This is a genomic window from Streptomyces sp. NPDC012510 (genome assembly GCF_042955065.1).
In the GTDB taxonomy this organism is placed as follows: Bacteria; Actinomycetota; Actinomycetes; order Streptomycetales; family Streptomycetaceae; genus Streptomyces.
Window position 1 is genome coordinate 29,312 of the sequence record NZ_JBIBEN010000006.1, and the last position, 21,897, is coordinate 51,208.

Consider the following 21,897-nt stretch of genomic DNA (forward strand, 5'->3'; position numbering starts at 1 on the left):
GGAGAATGGCGCGGTCGCCGGGACCGTAACCGGCGGCCATGGAAACTCCAGGAAAAAGAGGACGTGCCGATCGTGGCTCAGAGCACCGAGACCACCGACTGGGTCTCCCGTTTCGCGGTTGAGGTCATCGAGGAGTCGGAGCGTCGGGCCCCGGGCAAACCGGTAGTCGTCGCCTCCGGGCTGTCGCCGTCCGGCCCGATCCACCTCGGCAACCTCCGCGAGGTCATGACCCCGCACCTCGTCGCCGACGAGATCCGCCGGCGCGGACACCAGGTCAGGCACCTCATCTCCTGGGACGACTACGACCGCTACCGCAAGGTCCCCAACGGCATCGACGGCATCGACGCCTCCTGGGCCGAGCACATCGGCAAGCCCCTCACCTCCGTGCCCGCCCCCCAGGGCTCCGCCCACCCCAACTGGGCCGAGCACTTCAAGGCCGCGATGATCGACGCGCTCGCCGAGATGGGCGTCGAGTTCGACGGGATCAGCCAGACCGCGCAGTACACCTCCGGGGTCTACCGGGACCAGATCCTGCACGCCATGAAGCACCGCGGGGACATCGACGCGATTCTCGACCAGTACCGCACCAAGAAGGCCCCGGCCGGCTCGGCGAAGAAGCAGTCGCAGAAGCCGGTGGACGAGGCGGAACTGGAGGCCGCGGAAGGCTCCGGCGCCGCCGGCGAGGACGACGGCAGCTCCGGCGCCGCCGGGTACTTCCCGTACAAGCCCTACTGCGGGCGGTGCGAGAAGGACCTCACCACCGTCACCGCCTACGACGACGACAGCACCGAGCTGGCCTACACCTGCACCGCCTGTGGTTTCTCCGAGACCGTCGCACTGAACGAGTTCAACCGCGGCAAGCTGGTCTGGAAGGTCGACTGGCCGATGCGGTGGGCGTACGAGGGCGTCGTCTTCGAGCCCAGCGGGGTCGACCACTCCTCGCCCGGGTCCAGCTTCCAGGTCGGCGGGCAGATCGTCGGGATCTTCGGCGGCAAGCAGCCCATCGGGCCGATGTACGCCTTCGTCGGCATCAGCGGCATGGCCAAGATGTCGTCGTCCAAGGGCGGCGTACCCACGCCCGCCGACGCGCTGAAGATCATGGAGCCGCAGATCCTGCGCTGGCTCTACGCCCGCCGCCGGCCCAACCAGTCCTTCAAGATCGCCTTCGACCAGGAGATCCAGCGGCTCTACGACGAGTGGGACAAGCTCGACGCCAAGGTCGCGGACGGGTCCGCCCTTCCGGCTGACATCGCCGCCCACTCGCGTGCCGTGCGGACCGCCGCCGGTGAGCTGCCGCGCACGCCCCGCCCGATGCCGTACCGGACCCTCGCGTCCGTCGCCGACATCACCGCGGGCGCCGAGGACCAGACCCTGCGCATCCTCAGCGAGCTCGACCCCACCGACCCGCTGTCCGGCCTCGACGAGGTACGGCCCCGGCTCGACAAGGCCGAGGCCTGGATCAACACGCAGGTCCCCGCCGACCAGCGGACCATCGTGCGCGAGGAGGCCGACGCGGAGCTGCTGAAGTCCCTCGACGAGCAGTCCCAGCAGTCACTGCGGCTGCTGCTCGACGGGCTCTCCGAGCGCTGGTCGCTCGACGGGCTGACGCACCTCGTCTACGGGGTGCCCAAGGTGCAGGCCGGGTTCGCGGCGGACGCCACGCCCAAGGAGCTGCCGGCCGAGATCAAGACGGCCCAGCGGTCGTTCTTCGCGCTGCTGTACCACCTGCTCGTCGGGCGCGACACCGGGCCGCGACTGCCCACGCTGCTGCTCGCGGTGGGGCAGGAGCGGGTGCGGCGCCTGCTCGGGGAGTAGGCCGCGTAGGACGTCGTAGGACGTCGTACGAGGAGGGGGCGCCCGGTGACCACCGGGCGCCCCCTCCTCGTGTGGGCGTCACTCAGGCGATGTGGTCCTCTTCCAGCTCCGCCGTGTGGCGGTTGGTGAAGCGGTTGACCATGCGCTTCGACTCCTCGGCGGAGAGGGTGACGCGGAACTCGGCCTCCACGTTGTCGATGAGCTCGCGCGGCGTCGGGTAGCTGCCGTTTATCGACTTCTTGAAGACCTGGTAGTACGACTCCTCGTCCGGGGCGGCGGGTTCGGGGGTGCCGCCGCCCTCGCCCAGCTCGCGGGTGCGGTTCGGGCCGGCCGGGATGGGAAAGCTGCCGGTCTCCTCCGGGGAGGGGTCCGGCTCCTGAACTTCGGGGGCCTCGAACTGTCGCTGCTGGTAGCGGGGGTCGCGGGGGTCGCGGGCATCCGGCTCGAACTGCTGGTACTGCTGATACTGCTCCGAGTCCTGTTCCTCGTACCACTCGCCGTACTGTTCCTCCGGCTCGTACGAGGGGTCGTAGCCGCCCTGGTAGGGGACTTCCTGGGGGTGGCGGGCGTGGAGCCAGGGGCTTTCCTCGGCCGGGGGCTCGTAGTCCAGTGGCTCGGGGATCCGGTCGCCGTCGGGGAAGGGTCGCTGCTCGACGGGAGGTTCCTCTCCCACGCTCGAATGCGCTCGCGCGGGGGGACCCCCATCGCCCACCCGTGCCTCCCCAGTGGCACGACTGCCCGCGGCTGTGTCGGGGTTGGGCAGGGCGGCCGCCCCGGCGTCGGGCACCCGCGTCAGTTCCGGCAGCGGCGCCGGGGGCAGGAGGGCCGGTTCGATTCCCGCTGCCGCCAGGCCCGCGGGAGCCGTGTCCGCCAGTGGGACGCCGTAGCGGGCCAGGCGCAGCGGCATCAGGGACTCCACCGGGGCCTTGCGGCGCCAGGCCCGGCCGAAGCGGGAGCGGAGGCGGGCCTGGTAGACGAGACGTTCCTGCTCCAGCTTGATGACCTGGTCGTAGGAGCGGAGCTCCCACAGCTTCATACGGCGCCAGAGGAGGAACGTGGGCACGGGGGAGAGCAGCCAGCGGGTGAGGCGGACGCCCTCCATGTGCTTGTCGGCGGTGATGTCGGCGATGCGGCCGATGGCGTGCCGGGCCGCTTCGACGGAGACGACGAACAGGACCGGGATCACCGCGTGCATACCGACGCCCAGCGGGTCGGGCCAGGCCGCCGCGCCGTTGAACGCGATCGTGGCGATCGTCAGCAGCCACGCCGTCTGACGCAGCAGCGGGAAGGGGATCCTGATCCACGTCAGGAGCAGATCCAGGGCCAGCAGGACACAGATGCCCGCGTCGATCCCGATCGGGAAGACGTACGAGAAGTTCCCGAAGCCCTTCTTGACGGCCAGCTCCCGTACCGCCGCGTACGAACCCGCGAAGCCGATCCCGGCGATGATGACGGCGCCGAACACGACCACGCCGATGAGAACGCGGTGCATCCGAGTGAGCTGTATTGGCGCGGCCACCCGTACTCCCCTCCCCTTGCGTGTTGTTGCGCGCAACAGGGTGGCACATGTGTACGGGGAACGGCTCGCCGGACGGCACGGAGCCCGGTCCCCATGAGGGCCGGGCTCCGAGAAAACACCAGGTGAGGCTAGGACTTGCTCTTCCTGCTGCCGGACGTGGAGGAGTCCGAGTCCGAGTCGGAACTCACATCCGCACCCGAGCCACCCGACGACGACGCCTTCGTCGGCTCCTGCGACGGCGCATCGGAGGCGCCCTTCGACGGGGACGCCGAAGCGTCCGTACCGTCGTTCGCCTCCTCGATCGCCTCGACGGCCTCCTTGGCGGCGCTCTTCGCCGACTTCAGCAGCGCGGCCGCGTCCGGGGTCTTCTCACCGGCCAGGCCCGCGCCGTTGTAGTCGACCGTGATGACCACGTTCTCCGTGCGCACCACGATCGTCTGCTGCTTGAAGGTGTCCCCGTCCTTCTTCAGGTCGTACAGGACCGCCGTGGCCTGGTCGCCCACGCCCGTCACCGGCTCCGTCCTGACCTTCTTCGCCCCGTCGACGGCCTTCGCCGCGGTCAGCTTCGACTCCAACGCCTTGGCCGCCCGGTCCTCACCGGGGCCGTTCGCCGCGTCCGAGGCGAGCAGGTGCAGCGACACGCTCAGCCAGCGGTACTGGGAGCCGTCCACACCGTTGTTGTCGAGGCTGATCCAGCGGCAGTCGCCGGTCACGTTCGCCTCGGCCTTGTTGATCGCTTTTCCGGACTTCACGCCCTCCGGCACCACCGACTTGAGCGTCTTGTCGGAGAACACCTCGCAGGCGTCCGGCAGCGACGCGTACTTCGCCTCGACCACCTCGGGGGTGGCGCTCTTCGTCGGCTCCTGATCCGCCCCCGCCGGCGTCTGGTCACCGGAGGCACTGTCGGCGTCGGAGCCCGACGAGCAGCCGACCGCCAGCAGCATCACCGGGACGACCGCGGCACCCACGAGAACACGGCTCGGGCGCCTGGTCCGGCGGATCCGCTCGACTCGCGGCTGACGCTGATCTGACTCTGCGGCTCGTTGCATGGTTCCTTCACTCATGACGTTCATCACGCTCGCGGTTCCTGCGGTCTGCTTGCGGGGTTCCTGCGTGGTTCCTGTGGCGTTCCTGCGATCGGATCGGGTTCCGAGGGGCCACGGTACGCGGTGATGAAGAAGTGCGGTCCTGGATCGCGGGGTTCACACGGACGCCCGAACGGCCCCCGGCCGCCGGTCAGTCGTCGAACGCCTCGGCCAGCCGATCCGCCAGATTCCGGGCCCTGTCCTGCATTTCCTCGCTGTCCGGCACCACCGTCGTGGTCGCCGGCTGCTCCTCGTACTCCACCGTCACGATCACGTTCGACGTGCGGAACACCACAGTCACCGTCCGCTGCTTGCTCGTCCCGAGCGCGTCGTCGAGGAACGCCTCGTCCCCGAGACCGTCGAGCGTGCGGGGCTGGAGGGAGGCGGGGGTGCCGGAAGCGGTGGCCGAGGGTGAAGAGGCGGAGGAATCAGGCGAATTGGACGAATCGGAAGGCGTGGAGGAGTCGGGGGAGTCGGACTGGTCGGACGGGTCCGAGGAGGTGGCCGCGTCGGATGCGTCGGCCGAGGGCTCGGCCGTGGCCTCTCCCGTGCCCTCGGTCTCGTCCGTCCCCTCGCTCTCCTCCTCGGAGACGGACGGCGCGGGCTCCGGGAGGTCCGCCGCCTGGACCTTGCCGCCGTACACCTCCTGCGCCTTGCTGTCGTCGCTGACCGTGTTGGTGAACGACACGATGCGCTCGAAGTCGACGAACAGGTAGTGGGTGGCGTCCGTGGACTCCACCTTCCAGCGGCAGCCGGCCTTGCGGTCCGTGTCGTACGTCTGTGTCGCCTTGCCCTCGTACGCCTGCTCGCGCTGGGTCACGTCGGTGAGCTGCTTGATGCCGGGGAGGAGGGAGTCGAGGGTGTTGTGGTCGATCGAGCCGCAGGGCTCCGGGAGCGTGTCGTAGCGGCCGGGCTGGGCGACGGTGGTCGTCGACGCGGCCTCGCCCGGGCGGGGGTCGTCGGGCGAACTGGGGTCGTCGGAGCTCGTGCACGCGGTCAGCAGTGCCGCGAGGAGCACGGCGACGCCGGGTACGTACGCCTTCCGCTGCACGGTGGGGCTCCTCTCGACGGGGTCCCTCGGGACGCCTGCGCTGTCCTGCCTGTGGTTATTCACTTGCCGCCCGGGGGTGACCCCCGGGCACCATGTGTATCGCACGCGCTGCCGTGAACGCCGGTCCGGCATCCCTTTCGTTGACCTTGGCGCCGGTTTTGCGTTCTGAGACTTTGATCTGTTTTTCGGGGGAGTGAGAGCGATATGTCGTACGTCGAGATACCGGGCGCGAAGGTACCCATCCGGATGTGGACCGACCCGGCGTCGGTCGAGGAGGGGGCCCTGCAGCAGCTGCGCAACGTCGCAACCCTCCCCTGGATCAAGGGGCTCGCCGTCATGCCGGACGTCCACTACGGCAAGGGCGCGACGGTCGGGTCCGTCATCGCGATGCAGGGGGCTGTGTGTCCGGCGGCGGTGGGTGTGGACATCGGCTGCGGGATGTCGGCGGTCAGGACGTCCCTGACGGCCAACGACCTTCCCGGAGACCTCTCCCGGCTGCGCTCGAAGATCGAGCAGGCGATTCCGGTGGGGCGGGGGATGCATGCCGACCCCGTCGATCCGGCGCGGCTGCACGGGTTCGCCGGCGGCGGGTGGGACGGGTTCTGGGGGCGGTTCGAGGGAGTTGCGGAAGCGGTCAGGTTCCGTCACGACCGGGCGGAAAAGCAGATGGGAACGCTCGGCGGAGGAAACCACTTCGTCGAAGTCTGCACGGATTCGTCTGGTTCTGTCTGGTTGATGCTGCACTCCGGTTCCCGGAACATCGGCAAGGAGTTGGCGGAGCACCACATCGGCATCGCCCAGAAGCTTCCGCACAACCAGGGCCTGGTCGACCGCGACCTCGCCGTCTTCGTCGCGGACACCCCGCAGATGGAGGCGTACCGCAACGACCTGTTCTGGGCGCAGGAGTACGCGAAGTACAACCGCACGATCATGATGGCGCTCCTGAAGGACGTCGTCCGCAAGGAGTTCAAGAAGGCGAGGCCGGCCTTCGAGCCCGAGATCAGCGCCCACCACAACTACGTGGCCGAGGAGCGCTACGAGGGTGTGGATCTCCTGGTGACCCGTAAGGGCGCGATTCGCGCGGGCTCCGGCGAGTACGGAATCATCCCGGGCTCGATGGGCACGGGCTCGTACATCGTGAAGGGCCTCGGCAACGAGAAGGCCTTCAACTCGGCGTCGCACGGGGCCGGTCGGCGTATGAGCCGGACGGCGGCGAAGCGGCGCTTCTCGACCACGGACCTGGAGGAGCAGACCCGGGGCGTGGAGTGCCGCAAGGACTCCGGCGTCGTGGACGAGATCCCGGGTGCCTACAAGCCGATCGAGCAGGTCATCGACCAGCAGAGGGACCTCGTGCAGGTGGTGGCGAAGCTGAAGCAGGTGGTGTGCGTGAAGGGCTGACGAGGCGGGTACGGGGCGGTTCGGTCCCGCTCAGGCCGTGCGAAGCTGCGGGCATGGTGATCGTTCGCTCCGCCGCCCTGTTCGTGCTCGCCGCGCTGTTCGAGATTGGCGGGGCCTGGCTGGTGTGGCAGGGGGTGCGGGAGCATCGGGGGTGGGTGTGGATCGGGGCGGGGTTCGTGGCGCTGGGGGCGTACGGGTTCGTGGCGACGTTCCAGCCGGACGCGCACTTCGGGCGGATCCTCGCCGCGTACGGGGGGATCTTCGTGGCCGGGTCGATCGCTTGGGGGATGGTCGCGGACGGCTACCGGCCCGACCGCTGGGACGTGACGGGCGCGTTGGTCTGCCTCGCGGGCATGGCGGTGATCATGTACGCGCCCCGGGGCGGGTGACGCCGAGGTCCCGCCCGGGGACGCCGCCCCTGCGGCCGTCCGTCGCTACGACCGCTGGGCCGGGTCCTCCGACAGCAGGCCGAGCTGGTTCAGGAACTGCAGCTGGTCGAAGTAGAGGCGGTAGCTGGTGATCTGGCCGTCCTGGACGGTGGCGAGGTCCACGCCCCGGATACGGATGTCCTTCCGGGTCGCGGGGAGGGACGTCCCGTCGGCGAAGGCCAGCGGGCCGCTGTTGGTGCCGCTGAAGATCCCCTCGTCGATGGCCGTGTCACCGACCTCGAACGAGGCGAGCGACTCGTACCCGGCCTCGGGCATGGCGTCCGTCATCTGGCGCCAGTACTCGGCGATGCTGTCCCGGCCGTGGATCTCTCCGCCGTCGGGGGTGTAGGCGACCGCGTCCTCCGCGAAGAGGTTCGCGACGGTCTTGGGGTCCTGGTGTGTGGTGAGCGCCTCGGTGAGCTGGTCCATTACCTCGCGCGCCTGTCCCATGATCCACCTCCTGTGCCGGGGACCACCCGTCCTATTGTCTCACCACCCGCCTATCCTGACCGGGCCGGGACCGTTCGATTCCCTACCGCTCAGGAGCAGCTCATGGCCACCGCCGTACCGTCCGCAGCCTCCCGCATCGCCGTCGTGACCGGTGCGAGCAGCGGGATCGGCGCCGCCACGGCCCGGCGGCTCGGCGCGGCGGGGTACCGCGTGGTGCTGACCGCGCGCCGCAAGGACCGGATCGAGGCGCTCGCCGAGGAGATCAACGAGGGCGGCGGGCAGGCCACGGCGTACGCCCTGGACGTTACGGACCGTGCGGCGGTCGACGAGTTCGCGACCGCGTTCCGGACGATCGGGGTGCTGGTCAACAACGCGGGCGGCGCGCTCGGCGCCGACCCGGTGGCCACCGGGGACCCCGCCGACTGGCGCACGATGTACGAGACGAACGTCATCGGCACGCTCAACGTCACCCAGGCCCTGCTGCCCGCGCTGACCGCCAGCGGCGACGGCACGGTGGTCGTGGTGTCGTCGACGGCCGGGCACGGGACGTACGAGGGCGGCGCGGGGTACGTCGCCGCCAAGCACGGCGCGCACGTCCTCGCCGAGACGCTGCGGCTGGAGATCGTCGGCACACCGGTCCGGGTCATCGAGATCGCGCCCGGCATGGTGAAGACGGACGAGTTCGCGCTGACCCGCTTCGGCGGCGACGCGGAGAAGGCGGCGAGCGTGTACGAGGGCGTCGCCGAGCCCCTGACGGCTGAGGACGTCGCCGACACGATCGGCTGGGCGGTCACCCGGCCCAGCCATGTCAACGTCGACCTCCTCGTCCTGCGCCCCCGCGCCCAGGCCTCCAACACCAAGGTCCACCGGGAGCTGTGATGCCGTCCGTGGAGGGCCCGACGCCCGAAGGCGGCCCGGTGGCGGATGGCGGCCCTGTGTCGGATGCCGACCCGGTGGCGGATGGCGGCCCTGTGTCGGATGCCGACCCGGTGCCGGATGGCGGCCCGGTGCCGGATGGCGGGCTGACTGCCGAGAAGCGCCGGCTCGCCGAGGAGAAGAAGAACGAGCGGTACGTGTGGTGGTACCTCGCGTACTTCCTCTTCGGCATCCACCTCGTGGCTTTTGTGATGATCTACGCGGTTACGCACGCGAAGTAGTCGGAGGAATAGTGGAGAGAGGGCCCATGTTCACAGGTATAGTTGAATTGTAAACAACCTGGGAGGGTGGCAGCGATGATGCAGTTCGGGATCTTCAGCGTCGGTGATGTGACGCCGGACCCCACCACGGGCCGCACGCCGACCGAGCGCGAGCGCATCAAGGCGATGGTCGCGATCGCGCTGAAGGCGGAGGAGGTCGGGCTCGACGTCTTCGCCACCGGTGAGCACCACAACCCCCCGTTCGTGCCGTCCTCGCCGACCACGATGCTCGGCTACGTGGCCGCGCGGACCGAGAGGCTGATCCTCTCCACCGCCACCACCCTCATCACCACCAACGACCCGGTGAAGATCGCGGAGGACTTCGCGATGCTCCAGCACCTGGCCGACGGGCGGGTGGATCTGATGCTGGGGCGCGGCAACACCGGACCGGTGTACCCGTGGTTCGGCCAGGACATCCGGCAGGGCATCAACCTCGCGGTCGAGAACTACGCCCTGCTGCACCGCCTGTGGCGCGAGGACGTCGTCGACTGGGAGGGCAAGTTCCGCACGCCCCTCCAGGGCTTCACCTCCACGCCCCGCCCGATGGACGACGTACCGCCGTTCGTCTGGCACGGCTCCATCCGCTCGCCCGAGATCGCCGAACAGGCCGCGTACTACGGTGACGGCTTCTTCCACAACAACATCTTCTGGCCGGCCGACCACACCCGGCGCATGGTCGAGCTGTACCGGCAGCGGTACGCGCACTACGGGCACGGCACGCCCGAGCAGGCGATCGTGGGGCTCGGCGGGCATGTGTTCATGCGCAGGAACTCGCAGGACGCGGTGCGGGAGTTCCGGCCGTACTTCGACGTCGCGCCGGTCTACGGCAACGGGCCGTCCCTGGAGGACTTCGCCGACCAGACGCCGTTGACGGTCGGGTCGCCGCAGCAGGTGATCGAGAAGACGCTGGCGTTCCGGGAGTACGCCGGTGACTACCAGCGGCAGTTGTTCCTCGTCGACCACGCGGGGCTGCCCCTGAAGACCGTGCTGGAGCAGATCGACATGCTCGGCGAGGAGGTCGTGCCGGTGCTGCGGGAGGAGTTCGCGAAGGGGCGTGCGGCGGACGTGCCGGACGCGCCGACGCACGGGGCGCGGGTGGCCGCGGCGAAGAAGGAGAGTGTGGCATGAGGCTGGTCGTCGTCTCGGCGGGGCTGGGTGTGCCGTCGTCCACGCGGCTGCTGGGGGACCGGCTGGCCGCGGCGGTCGTCGGACGGGACGCCTCGGTCGAGGTGGAGGTCGTCGAACTGCGGGACCTCGCCGTGGAGATCGCGCACCACTTCACGAACGGGTTCCCGGGGCGCAAGCTCGCCGCCGCGCTGGACGCGGTGGCGGGGGCCGACGGGCTCGTGGTGGTGACACCGGTGTTCTCCGCCTCCTACAGCGGGCTGTTCAAGTCCTTCTTCGATGTGCTCGAACGTGACGCGCTGGCGGGGAAGCCGGTGTTGATCGCGGCCACCGGAGGCTCGGCCCGGCATTCGCTGGTGCTGGAGCACGCGATGCGGCCGCTGTTCGCGTATCTGCGAGCCGTGGTCATGCCCACGGGTGTCTATGCCGCGTCCGAGGACTGGGGTGCGGAGGGCTTGGCCGGGCGGATCGAGCGGGCGGCGTCGGAGTTGGCCGGGTCGATGGCGGTGGCTGTGCCGGTCGAGCCGGAGGGGTCGGTTGTCGTTCCCTTCGCCGAGCGGTTGGCGGCGTTGCAGGGCTGAGCGTCGCCGTTGGGGTTCCTGGGCGAGTCAGGCCGCGGGTTGCTTGTGGTTGCTCGCGCCCGCGCCGGGGAGCCGCGTATCTGACGGCCCCGCACCCCTGAGGGGCGCTGAGGTCGCCCTCTTCCAGGCGCGTACCCGGCGGCGCAGCCAGGCCCTCGCCCTCGTCGACTCTCGTTCCCAGGTGCGGCGGAGTCTTGTCGCGCGCAGGTCGGTGAACAGGCGCTCGTACTCGGTGACGATGGGGGCCGGGTCGTAGCGGTGGGCGCTCGCCAGGGCGGCTCGGCCCATGGCGCGGCGCAGGTCGGGGTCGGCGGTGAGGTCGAGGATGGCGTCGGCGAGGGCGTGGGGGTCGTCGACGGGGACGAGGCGGCCGTCGGTGCCGTCGGTGATGATCTCAGCGGGGCCGAGCGGGCAGTCGGTGCTGACGACGGGGACACCGCAGCGCATGGCCTCGACGAGGGTCATGCCGAAGGACTCGGCGTCGGAGGCGCTGACGACGATCGAGGCCCGCGCGAACTCCTCCTCGATGGGGGTGTGCGGGCCCATCAGATGAGCCCGGTCGGTGAGGTGGAGGTCCTCGATGAGCGCTTCCAGCCGCTCCTTCTGCTTGCCGCCGCCGTAGACGCGCAGCTCCCAGTCCGGTTCCTTCGGGGCGACCTTCGCGAACGCCTCCAGCAGCAGGTCGAACCGCTTGCCCCGGGCGAGGCGGCCGGCGGCCGCGATGACGGGGGCCGTGCAGTCCGACGGGGCGACCCCGGCCGGCGGGACGATGTTGGGCACCGACATCACCCGTACGCCCGGAAGTTTCATCCGTGCGCGGTACACCGCCGCGTCCGCCGCCGTGGTGGTGACGACCGCGTCCAGGGTGCGGTAGTGGCGGGCGAGGACCTTGCGGAGCTGCTTGGTGTGGGCGTCGTGGCGCAGGTGTTCCTGGCCGATGCGCAGGGCGCGGCGGGGTGCGAAGCGGGATACGTAGACGTTGATGCCGGGGCGGGTGCCGATGACGACGTCCGCGCCGCAGCGGGACAGGTAGGCGCGGACGCGGACGTCGGTGAGCCTGCTGTACTGGCGGTACCGCTTGTCCTCGGCGGGGAAGTCCGCGGCGGGCCGCGCCTGGGCCGGATCGCTCAAGTCGGTGCTGTACGGGCGGATGTCCACCAGGGGGACGAGCGTGACCCTCGGGTCGACGGCGAAGCGCGGTTCGTCGAGGTGGCGGGCCATGGAGGCGATCTCCACGTCATGGTGGTCGGCCAGCGCCGCCGCCAGGTTCAGTGTCGTCCGCACGGTGCCGCCGATGGCGTACGCGTTGTGCAGCAGGAACACGATCTTCTTGCGGCGGCTCAATGCACTACCTTCCCGACGGCCTGGGCGACGCGGTTGTGGGGTCTGGCGGTTGTGAGGTCTGGCGGTTGTGGGGTGCGCGGTTGTGGTGGGGCGACCGTTGTCAACGGTGTGGTGCTCCGTGTGCGGTGATACGTGTGAGGCGAAACATGTGTGGTGGTCCGGGTTGGGCCTGGTTCGGAGGTGGTTCTGACCCTTTGTACTCCATTTGCTCGCTCTGCTCGGGTTCCCGTGCGGAGGGGTGTCACACGGGCACGCTGCTCCGGAGTGGTAAGTCGAACTCCCGGTCGGGGTGAGAGGCCGGTAAGAAGGGCCCTCGGGTGCTTCCGACGAGGTGGTGTGCGCCGGTGACCTTGGCAGACTGGTGAGGTGCCCCAGAACGTGCTGCTCGCCGAGGACGACCGTGCCATCCGTCATGCCCTGGAACGCGCGCTGACCCTGGAGGGGTACGCGGTCACGGCGGTCGCCGACGGCGTCGAGGCGCTCGCCCAGGCCCACCGCACCCAGCCCGATGTGCTGGTGCTCGATGTGATGATGCCCGGCATAGACGGCCTCCAGGTCTGCCGGGTGCTGCGCGCGGAGGGCGACCGGACACCGATCCTGATGCTCACCGCGCTCGTGGAGACCGCCGACCGGATCGCCGGCCTCGACGCCGGCGCGGACGACTACGTCGTCAAACCGTTCGACGTGGAGGAGGTGTTCGCGCGGCTGCGCGCGCTGCTGCGGCGGACGGGCGGCGCGGACGCGTTCGCGAGGCCGCCCCAGCCGGCCGCGGCCGCTCCCGGCTCCGCCGCCGGCCCGTCGTCGGAGGGTGGCGGGCTGATCACGGCCGCCGGCCTGCGGATGGACGTCCAGGCGCGGCGGGCGTGGCGCGGGACACGGGAACTGGAGCTGACGCGGACCGAGTTCGACCTGCTCGAACTGCTCGTCCGCAACGCCGGCATCGTCCTCGACCACGCGACGATCTACGACCGTATCTGGGGCTACGACTTCGGGCCCGGCTCCAAGAACCTCGCCGTCTACGTCGGTTACCTGCGCCGCAAGCTGGACGAGCCCGGGGCGCCTGCGCTGATCCACACCGTGCGGGGTGTGGGGTACGCGCTGCGGGAAGACTGAGGCGGCTCCCGTGTCCGCCCGTGCCGTCCGGGTGCTGTCCCGGCTGCTCTCCCGGCTGCGGCCGGTGCCCTCGCTGCGGGCGACGTTCACCGTGTCGTTCGTGGCGGTGGCGTGCGTCGTCACCGTCCTCGTGGGGATCCTGAGTTACAGCGCGGCGGCGCGGCTGGTGCGGGTCGACGAGCAGACCGTGTTTGCGGAGGTCGTACGCGATCTTCGGGAACTGGTCGAGCAGGACCCGTTGCGGCCGGAGGACTTCGCGCCGAGCGACAGCGGTGGTCCGCGCGACGACCTGATCCGCTCCGGCCGTACGGACGTCCAGGTGCTCGGCCCGCACGGGGAGATCCTCGACGAGGGCGCCCCCGGCCTGCCCGTGCGTGACGCGGACCGCCGTACGGCCGACGCGGCCCTGGCCGGGGTGCTGGTCGAGCACGGTGAGGTCGAGGTCGGTGACGACCGCTACCGGGTGGTGACCGTGGCGCTCGGCGGTGGGCGGGGCGCCGTGCAGGTCGCGCAGGAGTTCAGCGACACGGAGGACCTGCTGCGGGAACTGCAGCAGCGGACCCTGTTGTTCGTGTCGGGCGTCGTGGTCTCGGCCGGGCTGTTCGGCTGGTGGCTGGCCCGACGGCAGACCCGGCGGCTGGTGCAGTTGGCGGGGGCGGCGGAGGACGTGGCCCGGACCGGGCATCTGGGCATCCAGGTGCCGGTGGCGGGCCGGGACGAGGTGGGCCGGCTCGGCCGCTCCTTCGACCGCATGCTGGTCCGCCTGGCGCAGTCGGAGGAGGACCAGCGACGGCTGGTCCAGGACGCGGGGCACGAACTGCGCACCCCGCTCACCTCCCTCCGTACGAACATCTCGCTGCTCCGGCGCATCGACGAGTTGCCGCCCCGGATGCGGGAGGAACTCGTCGACGACCTCTCCCAGGAGGCCCTCGAACTGACCGACCTGGTGAATGAGCTGGTGGATCTCGCGGCCGGGCAGTCGAGCACCGAGCCCGTGCAGCGGGTGCGGCTCGCCGACCTCGCGGACGATGTGGCGGCGACCGCCCGGCGGCGCACCGGGCGGGAGGTCGTCGTCCGTGTGGCCGGCGACACGACCGTGGAGGGACGGGCCGGGGCGCTCCAGCGGGCGATCTCCAACCTGGTGGAGAACGCGGCCAAGTTCGACCGGGGCGGGTCGGGGGCCATCGAGGTCGTCGTCGCGCGGGGGGCGGCGGGGGCCCTCGGGGAACTGCGCGAACTCGGCGCGCTGGGGGACCTGGGGGAGCCGGGTGACTTCGGTGAACCCGGGGGGCGTCCGGGCGAACCGGGCGACGACGCCGAGGTCGTCCGCGTCGAGGTCCTGGACCGGGGCCCCGGCGTCCGCGACTGCGACCTCGAACGGATCTTTGACCGCTTCTATCGGGCGCCGGACGCGCGGAGTCTGCCCGGGTCCGGGCTCGGGTTGTCGATCGTGCGGGCCGTGGCGGCTGCGCACGGCGGGGCCCCGTTCGCGTTCCGGCGCGAGGGCGGGGGGTTGGCGACCGGGTTCACGGTGCGGGGTGTCGCGGAGTGAGGGGTGCCGCGGAGTGAGGGGTGCGCCGGTGCGCCGGCCTCGTCCTGTCAGACGTAGGTCCAGCGCCAGGCGTTCGAGCGGTAGGCGCACTTGATCTCCGTGCCGTCCTCGGTGGTGGTGACGGCACCGTGGTCGCTGTTGCGGCAGAACTGTCCCGCCGAGTAGCAGTTCCCCGAGTTGGAGACGATCGAGCAGGTGCTGGCGTCCTCCTGGCTGCCGCTGCCGCTGCCGCTGCCGCTGCCGGTGCCGGTGTCGGCGGCCTGGGCGGGGGCGGTCTTGGTGACGGTGACGGTCGGTCCCGGCTTCGCCTTGGCCTTGACGGTCTCGGTGACGGTCGGACCGGGCTCCGGTGTGGCCGTCACGGTCGCCGTGACGGAAGTCGTGGGCCTGGCAGCCGCCTTGACGGTCTCCTGCCCGTCATCCCCGGCGGAGCCGACGAGCGCGCCCGCGACGAAGAGGCCGGCGCCGCCTATCCACACCAGTATGCGCTTGCGCAGCGGGCGGGTGCCGGGCGGGCGGGGAGCGGAGGGCATGGGTCCGGTGTGCGGGTTGGTCATTTCGTCCCCCTGGGCTGTTTCGAGGGGAGTGACCGTAGTGCCCGGACGGGACAAGATGTGAGGGGTGTGTGGAAGAAATGGCCATTCCGTGACCGGTCGGGCGTCGCGACGCGGCGGCGGCCCACCAGAAAGGCCCTACCCCACATGCACCCTGGGGCGCCGCTCCCGGTCCGGTTCCGCCTCCCGTAGGACCTCCCGCGTCACCGGGGCGACTTCGCCCTGGCCGAAGAGGAGGAAGCGGAGGAAGTTGGTGAAGGGGTTGCCCTCGGTCCATTCGAAGTAGATGTGGGGGGTGTGGTGGGTGGTGTCGCGGACGTGGAGGAGGAGGGCGGCGAGCGCGTTGGGGACGGAGGAGGATTCGAGGGTGAGGACGCGATAGCGGTCGTGCATCACCTCGCCCCGAACGGTCAGACCCGCTTCGAACTCCGAGGGATCGGTGACCGTGACCTCCACGAAGACGATGTCCTCCGCTGCGGGGACGTCGTTGTCGTGGCGGATCTGTTCGAGCTTCTCGCGGTATTCGGTGACGTCCCGCCGGTCGGGCTCATTGGCGACGAAACGGATACGGCGGCTCTTCGTGTCCCGGACGAAGCGGTCCGCCATGGGGTCGAGATCGACGCTCGTCACCCGGAGTTCGAAGGCTCGGGCGAGACGGGAGAGGAGGGAGACGAGGATGATCGCGGCGATGAAGCAGGCGCCGATCTGCACGCCGTCGGGGCGTTCGACGACGTTCAGGACGGTCGTGTAGAGGAAGACCGCCGAGATCACGGCGAAGGCGACGGTCCAGCCCCGTTGGCCGGCCTTGCGGGCGGCTGTCGTCACCGCGATCGCCGCCGAGCTGATCAGGACCAGGACGCCCGTCGCGTACGCGCCGCCCTGCGCGTCCACGTCCGCGTCGAAGAGCCAGGTGACGAGGAAGCCGACGAGGGTGAAGACGATGACCATGGGCCGGACCGCGCGGGCCCAGTGGGGGGCCATGCCGTAGCGGGGGAGATAGCGAGGCATGAGGTTGAGCAGGCCGGCCATGGCGGAAGCGCCGGCGAACCAGAGGATGGCGATGGTCGAGGCGTCGTAGACCGTGCCGAAGGCGCTGCCCAGGTAGTCGTGGGCGAGGTAGGCGAGGGCGCGGCCGTTGGCGTCGCCGCCGGGCTGGAACTCCTTCTCCGGGATGAGGAGAGTGGTGATGAAGCTCGTGCTGATCAGGAAGACACTCATGATCACGGCCGCGGCGGTGAGGAGTTTCTTCGTGCCCCGGATACGGCCCTGGGGATCCTGCTCGGTGTCGCCGGGGTCGCCCTTCACATGCGACATGACGGCCACGCCCGTTTCGAAGCCGGAGAGGCCGAGGGCGAGTTTCGGAAAGACGATGAGGGCCACGCCGATCATGGCCAGAACGTTTCCGTGCTCGGCGGTCAGGGCGGTCGACCAGTCGGTGACGACATGACCCTCGGTGATCACGTGCCAGAGGCCCACGGCCACGACGACGACGTTCAGCGACAGGTAGGCGCCGACCAGAACCACCGCCACGCCGATCGCTTCCAGGAAGCCCTTGAGGAAGACGGCGCCGAGCAGGGCGATGAGGATCAGTGTGATCAGAAGCTGTTTGCCGTGCAGGGCGCCGGTCAGGTGGGGGTTCTCCACGAGGTGGGTGGAGGCGTCGGCGGCGGAGAGGGTGATCGTGATCAGGAAGTCGGTCGCCGCGAAACCCAGCAGCGTCAGGACGAAGAGCTTGCCCTTCCAGAACGTCAGCAGCCGTTCCAGCATGGAGATGGAGCCCTGGCCGTGGGGGCTTTCCTCGGCCACGCGGCGATAGACGGGAAGCGCTCCCGCGAGGGTGACGATCACCAGGACGATGGTCGCGACGGGGGAGAGCAGACCGGCGGCGAGGGCGGCGATGCCGGGCTGGTAGCCGAGGGTGGAGAAGTAGTCGACGCCCGTCAGGCACATCACCCGCCACCAGGGCCGGCCCTGCTGGGCGGAGGCCGCGGCCGGGGCGGCGGTCGGGGCGGCGGCCGAGGTGGGGGCCGGCTCCGGTGGGCGCTGCGCGGTCCGTCCTGGCCCGCTCATGTCGGACAGGCCCTCCAGCATCCAGGCCCGTAGTCGGCCGGCCGCCCGGGCGGTCCGTATGTCCTCCGTGGTGGCCATGCGCGCGCTCCTGACATGCGGTGATACGAACGGTTCCAGCCAACGGGGGACCGCTGCATCAGCGTAAGCAGGGAGTGATGTCCGGGCCACGAAAAGAAGGCCCGGTCGGCGTCAAGACCTCGTTAAAGTCCGCGCCGCCCGCTCGGCGTCGCGGGAATCAGCGAATTCGGGTCTTTCGACTTCCTTTGTCGAGCGGGTGGTTGAAGGAAATCCTCAGAGGAAGTGCACTTTCGGGAGGGCGGCACCAGGGACTGTCCGTCTGCAGGAATTGTCCGCCGTCGGGAATTGTCCGTCGTCACCAGGAATTGTCCGTCGTCCAGAGTTCTCCGGCACGCGGTCGTCCTCATGCGGCGGTACTGGGCCGCTGGAGCGCGCCCGCGCTCCAGCGGCCCAGTACCGGCTCGGTGAGGGTGCGGGCGGTCCAACAGAGGGTCTGGCCGTGGCGGTCGAACAGTTCGTCGCGGTCGTCGAAGTGGCCGAGGTCGGCGACCACCTGGGCGGAGAGGTCACAGGCAGTGCCCTGCCGGGCGCCGCAGGTGTCCCAGCGGACACCGGTCCGGGCGACCGCGTCGAAGAGGGTCTCGCCGCCCTTGTTGGCGAAGCCGTGGCCGCTGACGGGGGCGGCTCCGTCGGGGGCGGGGGCGCTGTCGGGCGTGGAGGTGTCGAAGAGTTCGCCGATCGGTACCCACTCGCCGCTGATCCTGAACTCCGGCCAGGCCAGCAGGACCTGCTCCGGCACGAACGGCTTCAGGCGGGGGAACCGGGGGTACCAGAAGGTCCCGTCCACGATCAGCCCCCGCACCCGTGTCCGTACACGTACGGCGCGGGCGACCGCCTCCAACGCCGCCATCCGCTGACTGCACGAGCCGCGCCCGAGCCGCAGGGTCCGCGACACACGCCGGCCGTCCTCGACCGAGTACACGGGCCGTACGTGCCGCGCGATGATCCGGTGCGCGGTCCGCAGCGCGTCCCGTGGGGTCGCCTCGCTCAGAGCCCGGCGCGCGACCGCCCCGACCTGCGGATCGTCATGGTCGAGGATCGCCGTGGCCCGGGTGGAACCGACCACGTCCGCCGGCTCCCGGGCCGGCACCCCGGCCCGCCTCGTCCGCACGTTGTACGACATGAGCAACCGACTGGTCATGGCAGGCCCGTCCCCGTATCCCTCTGTGTTCCTGTCCCCGTGCAAGCCGCCCGTCCCCACGGGCGGGCCCTCGCCCATCATCACAGTGCCGGACGATCGGGGGCCACTCAGGGTGAGGGTCGGGCCGGAGCCTTCGGGGACCGGCGACGCGCTTTCGTAGTACTTCCAGCGACCCCATTGCGGCGGTGCGAACCCGCCGACTACGGTCATTCCTGCGCTCACGGAGAGTGCTCAAACGATTACTCATATGCATATAGCCTGCATCTCGCGTCGCGCTCAGCCTCGCCGCTCATGTGCGGTTCCGTCGCAGTCAGTCGCAGTCCGTCGTAGCCCGTCGCAGTCCGTCCGCAAATCAGTCCGCAAATCAGTCCGCAGCCATCCGCACTCTGCCCGCAGTCGTCCGTGATCCGCCCCTGTGTACCGCCAGTTGAAGCGCACCCCGGGCCGTCGACACCCGAGGAGGAGCCACCGACGCGGTAGGGACCCGAGCAATCCCTTCTCGTCGCAATGGAGTTGATCATTCCATGACCGAAACTGCCCGTAATCTGCCCCTCCCAACCCCCGGCGCCAGCCCCTGGCTCTCGCCCTCGGCGACGACGTACACCCTCTTCTGCCCGCCCCTCGACACCTCCCCGTGCATCGCACGGGACTTCGTCGCCACGGTCCTGCGCGCCCTCGGTCTCGACGCCCTCGTCGACGCGGCCGCCCTGTGTACGTCCGAACTGGTCACGAACGCATGTGTGCACGCCAAAGGAGGAGGATCGGTTCTCTGGCTGGCGGTGGAGGCCTGGAGGGTCCGGGTGATCGTCTACGACGGTGACGAGAACCCGCCGGTCATAAGAGAGTTGACCTCGGACGGGTGGGAGGAGGGCGGCCGTGGGCTCTACCTCGTGGACGCTCTCACCGAGGGCCACTGGGGCACCGCCGCCGCCCTCCCGAACGGCGGCGGCCTCGTCCACCCCGACGGCAAGGCGGTGTGGTTCGACCTGGCGGCACCGAACTAAGGCCTGTTGCGAGGAGTGCACGGGGAAACCATTTGTGTCGGCTGACTGTCGCGTATTAGCTGACTGCCGCGTATTGCCTGTGGGGCGGATCCAGCGGGGCGAGCGGAAGGTGACCGATGCGGAGCAGGGCCGGGTTCATCGCGGACACGTACTCCCTCCTGGGCAGGGACTGGGGCATGACGCCCGTCGCCCGAGGGGCGTTGGGGCAGATCTGGCGGCTGTCGGCAGGGGAGGGAGGCGGGAACGCGTGGGCGGTGAAGGAGCTTCTGTTCGGGTGTGACGAGCAACAGGTGGTCCGGGAGGCCGCGTTGCGGGACGCGGCCGAGGGGCTGGGGATCTCCTCGCCCCGGCTGCACGCAAACCGCCACGGGGCGCATGTGACACGGCTGCCGGAGTCGATGGGCGGGTCCTGCGTCAAGCTGTATGACTGGGTGGACGGGGCCGAGGCGGATCCGGCCGATCCGGATGTCCTGGGCTGGTGCGGGCGGACGCTGGCTCTGCTGCACCGGGCGGGGGAGGGGGCGGACGGAACGCCGCACGACTTCTACGAGCGGTGCCCGGGGGAGGACGAGTGGGCGGAGCTGGCCGAGAGGGTCCGGCGGGCGGGGGTGCCCTGGGCGGACGCGCTGGGCCGGTTCGCCGCCGGCCCGGCGGTGGAACTGTCGCGGCACGTCACCCCGTCCGGGCCCGGTGGTGACGTGGTGACCTCCCACCTCGACGTGCGGCCCCAGAACGTGCTGGTCGGGCCGTCCGGGCCCGCCCTCCTCGACTGGGACAACGCCGGGCCCATATCGGCGGAGCGCGAACTCGCCCGCGCCGTCCACGTATGGGCCGGCGGCAACGGCTTCCACGCCGATTCAGCGCGGCGGCTGGTGCGCGGCTATGTGGACGCCGGGGGGCGCGCGGTCGTCAAGGGTGTCGACTCGTTCTCCCTGCTGTTCGCGACCGATCTGAACTACGTCCGGGTTCAGGCCGAGTGCGCGATCGATCCCGGAGTGACGGCGCGGCAGCGGGAGTTCGCGAGCGGGCAGGTCGTCGCCACCCTGGGGAGGCTGCCGGATCCGGTCGCCGTCGGGCGGCTGGCGGAGGCTCTCGTCCCCGAGTGGTGAGCGGGCCCGGGGCCTTCACGCCGGGTACGCGTGGGTCTGCGCCGCCTTGACCGTCGCCCATACCGGGGTTCCCGTGTGGAGGCCCAGCTCGGCGGCGGCCACGGTCGTGAGGTCGGCGGTGAGCGGGAGGTCACCCGTGAGGTCGGCGCGGATCTGGTCCCCGTGTACCTCCAGACCGGCCACCTCGCACCGCCAGAGGTTCCGCGCGCTGGAGCCGGTGGGCCGGTCGCGGTGGAGGGTCACGGCGCTCGGGGGGAAGGCGACGAAGACGGGGCCGGTGAGGTCCTCGGTGGTGGTGATCGTCGGGCCGGTGAGGTTGTCGGTGGTGATGGTCGTCGGGCCGGTGAGGTTTTCGGCGGTCGTGGTCGCCGGGGCGGTGGCACATGTGGTGGGGGCGGTCGTCGGGGCGGTGGTACCTGTGGTGGGGGTGGCCGTAGCTGTGGTGGGGGCGGTGGCCCTTCCCGCGGTGGCCATGGCCACCGCGTCCAGTCGTACGACATGGCCCTCGGCCACCCCGCGATACAGGTTCAAGCCGACCAGGTGGGCGATGTAGTCCGTGCGGGGGTGGCGGGCGATCTCGCCCGGGGTGCCTTCCTGGACCACGCGGCCGTCCTCGACGACAACGAGCCGGTCGGCCAGGACCATGGCGTCGAGGGGATCGTGGGTCACGAGTACCGCGACGGCCTCGAAGTCGGCCAGATGGCGCCTGAGCTGGGCCCGCACATCGAGCCGCGTGCGGGCGTCCAGGGCGGCCAGGGGCTCGTCCAGCAGCAGCAGACGGGGGCGGGTGGCGAGAGCGCGGGCGAGGGCGACGCGCTGGGCCTGGCCGCCCGAGAGACGGCGCGGCTTGGTGCCGGCGTACTCGGCCAGCCCCATCCGCTCCAGCCACTCGGCGGCCTGTGCCCGGGCCGCCGCCCTGCCCACCCCCTGGCAGCGGGGGCCGAAGGCGATGTTGTCCAGGGCCGTGAGGTGGGGGAAGAGGAGGTAGTCCTGGAAGACCACGCCGACCGGCCGGGACTCGGGGGCCGTACGCTCCAGGGCCGCCCCGTCCAGTCGTAGATGGCCCTCGGTGAGCGGGGTCAGACCGGCCAGCGCGCGCAACGCCGTGGTCTTGCCGGCGCCGTTGGGGCCGAGCAGGGCGACCACGTCACCGGGGGCGGCGGTCAGCGAGACGTCCAGCCGGAACTCCCCGCGCCGTACGACGAGCCGGGCGTCCAGCCCCTCGGCGGCACCGGGACCGTCGGAGGGGGGACGGTCGGCGGTGCGATCCATGGCGGTCGGCCC

At 70.6% G+C, this 21,897-nt stretch carries 20 protein-coding genes; 11 read left to right on the forward strand and 9 right to left on the reverse strand.

Annotated elements, in window-relative coordinates:
* Positions 1-63 precede the first annotated feature (63 nt).
* The gene (gene lysS / locus ACFY9I_RS12720; protein ID WP_391000478.1) at positions 64-1,815 is read left to right on the forward strand and encodes a lysine--tRNA ligase; all 1,752 of its coding nucleotides are present in this window, start codon (positions 64-66) and stop codon (positions 1,813-1,815) included.
* 82 nt (positions 1,816-1,897) lie between these two features.
* Here the strand turns inward: lysS and ACFY9I_RS12725 are convergent, their stop codons facing one another.
* The 3 genes from ACFY9I_RS12725 to ACFY9I_RS12735 form a co-directional block, all read right to left on the reverse strand.
* Positions 1,898-3,307 (reverse strand): DUF2637 domain-containing protein, encoded by a 1,410-nt coding sequence (locus tag ACFY9I_RS12725; protein ID WP_391000481.1) that lies wholly within the window; start codon positions 3,305-3,307, stop codon positions 1,898-1,900.
* 155 nt (positions 3,308-3,462) lie between these two features.
* The gene (locus tag ACFY9I_RS12730; RefSeq protein WP_391000484.1) at positions 3,463-4,398 is read right to left on the reverse strand and encodes a hypothetical protein; all 936 of its coding nucleotides are present in this window, start codon (positions 4,396-4,398) and stop codon (positions 3,463-3,465) included.
* Positions 4,399-4,570: 172 nt separating this feature from the next.
* Complete coding sequence (locus ACFY9I_RS12735; protein WP_391000486.1) at positions 4,571-5,470, reverse strand: DUF3558 domain-containing protein; 900 nt, start codon at positions 5,468-5,470, stop codon at positions 4,571-4,573.
* A 204-nt stretch (positions 5,471-5,674) separates the two neighbouring features.
* Here ACFY9I_RS12735 and ACFY9I_RS12740 point away from each other — a divergent pair, with 204 nt between their 5' ends.
* Together ACFY9I_RS12740 and ACFY9I_RS12745 are read left to right on the forward strand one after the other, a co-directional pair.
* The gene (locus tag ACFY9I_RS12740; RefSeq protein ID WP_391000489.1) at positions 5,675-6,868 is read left to right on the forward strand and encodes an RtcB family protein; all 1,194 of its coding nucleotides are present in this window, start codon (positions 5,675-5,677) and stop codon (positions 6,866-6,868) included.
* 53 nt (positions 6,869-6,921) lie between these two features.
* Positions 6,922-7,257 carry a YnfA family protein gene (locus tag ACFY9I_RS12745; RefSeq protein WP_391000492.1) on the forward strand — a complete coding sequence of 112 codons (336 nt, stop codon included), beginning with the start codon at positions 6,922-6,924 and terminating at the stop codon, positions 7,255-7,257.
* Between the two features lie 45 nt (positions 7,258-7,302).
* Here ACFY9I_RS12745 and ACFY9I_RS12750 read toward each other — a convergent pair whose 3' ends face one another.
* A complete protein-coding gene (locus ACFY9I_RS12750) occupies positions 7,303-7,746 on the reverse strand; it encodes a nuclear transport factor 2 family protein (RefSeq protein ID WP_391000495.1) in 444 nt (147 codons plus the stop codon).
* 102 nt (positions 7,747-7,848) lie between these two features.
* On the opposite strand from ACFY9I_RS12750, the gene ACFY9I_RS12755 reads away from it, so the two are divergent.
* From ACFY9I_RS12755 to ACFY9I_RS12770, 4 genes are all read left to right on the forward strand, one after another.
* Positions 7,849-8,625, forward strand: a complete 777-nt coding sequence (locus ACFY9I_RS12755; protein ID WP_391000498.1) for an SDR family NAD(P)-dependent oxidoreductase — start codon at positions 7,849-7,851, stop codon at positions 8,623-8,625.
* Entirely contained in the window at positions 8,625-8,903 is a 279-nt protein-coding gene (locus ACFY9I_RS12760) for a hypothetical protein (protein WP_391001489.1), read from the forward strand. The genes ACFY9I_RS12755 and ACFY9I_RS12760 overlap by 1 nt, the downstream gene beginning before the upstream one ends.
* A gap of 78 nt (positions 8,904-8,981) precedes the next feature.
* Entirely contained in the window at positions 8,982-10,070 is a 1,089-nt protein-coding gene (locus tag ACFY9I_RS12765) for a CE1758 family FMN-dependent luciferase-like monooxygenase (protein ID WP_391001421.1), read from the forward strand.
* Positions 10,067-10,648: a CE1759 family FMN reductase gene (locus tag ACFY9I_RS12770; RefSeq protein ID WP_391000501.1), complete on the forward strand. Its 582-nt coding sequence runs from the start codon at positions 10,067-10,069 to the stop codon at positions 10,646-10,648. The genes ACFY9I_RS12765 and ACFY9I_RS12770 overlap by 4 nt, the downstream gene beginning before the upstream one ends.
* Positions 10,649-10,675: 27 nt before the next feature.
* On the opposite strand, the gene ACFY9I_RS12775 is transcribed toward ACFY9I_RS12770, so the two are convergent.
* Complete coding sequence (locus ACFY9I_RS12775) at positions 10,676-11,992, reverse strand: glycosyltransferase (protein ID WP_391000504.1); 1,317 nt, start codon at positions 11,990-11,992, stop codon at positions 10,676-10,678.
* A gap of 366 nt (positions 11,993-12,358) precedes the next feature.
* Between ACFY9I_RS12775 and ACFY9I_RS12780 the strand changes: the two genes are divergently transcribed.
* Both ACFY9I_RS12780 and ACFY9I_RS12785 read left to right on the forward strand, forming a co-directional pair.
* Positions 12,359-13,105 (forward strand): response regulator, encoded by a 747-nt coding sequence (locus tag ACFY9I_RS12780; RefSeq protein ID WP_391000507.1) that lies wholly within the window; start codon positions 12,359-12,361, stop codon positions 13,103-13,105.
* A 10-nt stretch (positions 13,106-13,115) separates the two neighbouring features.
* Complete coding sequence (locus tag ACFY9I_RS12785) at positions 13,116-14,657, forward strand: ATP-binding protein (protein ID WP_391000510.1); 1,542 nt, start codon at positions 13,116-13,118, stop codon at positions 14,655-14,657.
* A 47-nt stretch (positions 14,658-14,704) separates the two neighbouring features.
* Here the strand turns inward: ACFY9I_RS12785 and ACFY9I_RS12790 are convergent, their stop codons facing one another.
* The 3 genes from ACFY9I_RS12790 to ACFY9I_RS12800 form a co-directional block, all read right to left on the reverse strand.
* Positions 14,705-15,214, reverse strand: coding sequence for a hypothetical protein (locus ACFY9I_RS12790; RefSeq protein ID WP_391000513.1), 510 nt, complete (start codon positions 15,212-15,214; stop codon positions 14,705-14,707).
* A gap of 135 nt (positions 15,215-15,349) precedes the next feature.
* Positions 15,350-17,359, reverse strand: a complete 2,010-nt coding sequence (locus ACFY9I_RS12795) for an amino acid transporter (protein ID WP_391000516.1) — start codon at positions 17,357-17,359, stop codon at positions 15,350-15,352.
* Between the two features lie 343 nt (positions 17,360-17,702).
* On the reverse strand, positions 17,703-18,500 hold the full coding sequence (locus ACFY9I_RS12800; RefSeq protein ID WP_391000519.1) for a transglutaminase domain-containing protein: 798 nt from the start codon (positions 18,498-18,500) through the stop codon (positions 17,703-17,705).
* A gap of 524 nt (positions 18,501-19,024) precedes the next feature.
* Between ACFY9I_RS12800 and ACFY9I_RS12805 the strand changes: the two genes are divergently transcribed.
* Together ACFY9I_RS12805 and ACFY9I_RS12810 are read left to right on the forward strand one after the other, a co-directional pair.
* Positions 19,025-19,504, forward strand: a complete 480-nt coding sequence (locus ACFY9I_RS12805; protein ID WP_391000522.1) for an ATP-binding protein — start codon at positions 19,025-19,027, stop codon at positions 19,502-19,504.
* A gap of 116 nt (positions 19,505-19,620) precedes the next feature.
* Entirely contained in the window at positions 19,621-20,613 is a 993-nt protein-coding gene (locus tag ACFY9I_RS12810; RefSeq protein ID WP_391000525.1) for a phosphotransferase, read from the forward strand.
* Positions 20,614-20,628: 15 nt separating this feature from the next.
* Here ACFY9I_RS12810 and ACFY9I_RS12815 read toward each other — a convergent pair whose 3' ends face one another.
* Complete coding sequence (locus ACFY9I_RS12815; protein WP_391001424.1) at positions 20,629-21,885, reverse strand: ATP-binding cassette domain-containing protein; 1,257 nt, start codon at positions 21,883-21,885, stop codon at positions 20,629-20,631.
* Positions 21,886-21,897: the final 12 nt, after the last annotated feature.